General features: G+C 70.6%; 1 pseudogene. It reads left to right on the top strand.

The window, feature by feature from the left end:
* Nucleotides 1-1,160, top strand: a pseudogene (locus ACL02U_RS32855) (alpha-1,4-glucan--maltose-1-phosphate maltosyltransferase); the annotation flags it as partial.

Below are 1,160 nucleotides of genomic sequence, written 5' to 3'. Positions count from 1 at the left end.
CGCCGGAGGTGGACGCGGTGCTGGCCCGGTACCCGCTGCGGGAACTGGTCACCGCCTCGGCGCCGCTGCCGCTGCTGGTGGAGCGGGAACGCGCGCTGTACGGCTCCTGGTACGAGTTCTTCCCCCGCTCCGAGGGCACGCCCGAGCAGCCGCACGGCACCTTCCGCACCGCCGCACGCCGGCTGCCCGCCATCGCCGCGATGGGCTTCGACGTGGTCTACCTCCCCCCGGTCCACCCGATCGGCACCACCTACCGCAAGGGCCGCAACAACACCCTGTCCGCCGGCCCCGAGGACGTCGGCGTGCCCTGGGCGATCGGCTCCCCCGAGGGCGGCCACGACGCCGTCCACCCCGCCCTGGGCACCCTGGAGGACTTCGCCCTCTTCGTCGCCCGGGCCCGGGAGGCGGGACTGGAGGTGGCCCTGGACTTCGCCCTGCAGTGCTCACCGGACCACCCCTGGGTGCACAAGCACCCCGACTGGTTCCACCACCGGCCCGACGGCACCATCGCCCACGCGGAGAACCCGCCGAAGAAGTACCAGGACATCTACCCCCTCGCCTTCGACGCCGACATGGACGGCCTGGTCGCCGAGACCCTGCGGGTACTGCGGTTCTGGATGGAGCAGGGCGTGCGGATCTTCCGGGTGGACAACCCGCACACCAAACCGGTCGTGTTCTGGGAGCGGGTGATCGCCGACATCGGCCGCACCGACCCCGACGTGATCTTCCTGGCGGAGGCGTTCACCCGCCCCGCGATGATGCACACCCTGGCCCAGATCGGCTTCCAGCAGTCCTACACCTACTTCACCTGGCGCAACGGCAAGCAGGAACTCACCGACTACCTCACCGAGCTGTCCGGCGAGGCCGCCTCCTACATGCGGCCCAACCTCTTCACCAACACGCCCGACATCCTGCACGCCTACCTCCAGCACGGCGGCCGGCCCGCCTTCGAGGTCCGCGCCGTCCTCGCCGCGACGCTCTCCCCCACCTGGGGGATCTACTCCGGCTACGAACTGTGCGAGAACACCCCCCTGAAGGAGGGCTCCGAGGAGTACCTCGACTCGGAGAAGTACCAGCTCAAACCCCGCGACTGGGAAGCCGCCGCACGCACCGGCCGGACCATCGCCCCGCTGATCACCCGCCTCAACGAGATCCGCCGC

The organism is Streptomyces sp. MS06 (assembly GCF_047200655.1).
Classification (GTDB): Bacteria; Actinomycetota; Actinomycetes; order Streptomycetales; family Streptomycetaceae; genus Streptomyces.
Note: the sequence above shows the minus strand (reverse complement) of the source record. Positions and strands in the feature narration are given on the sequence as shown.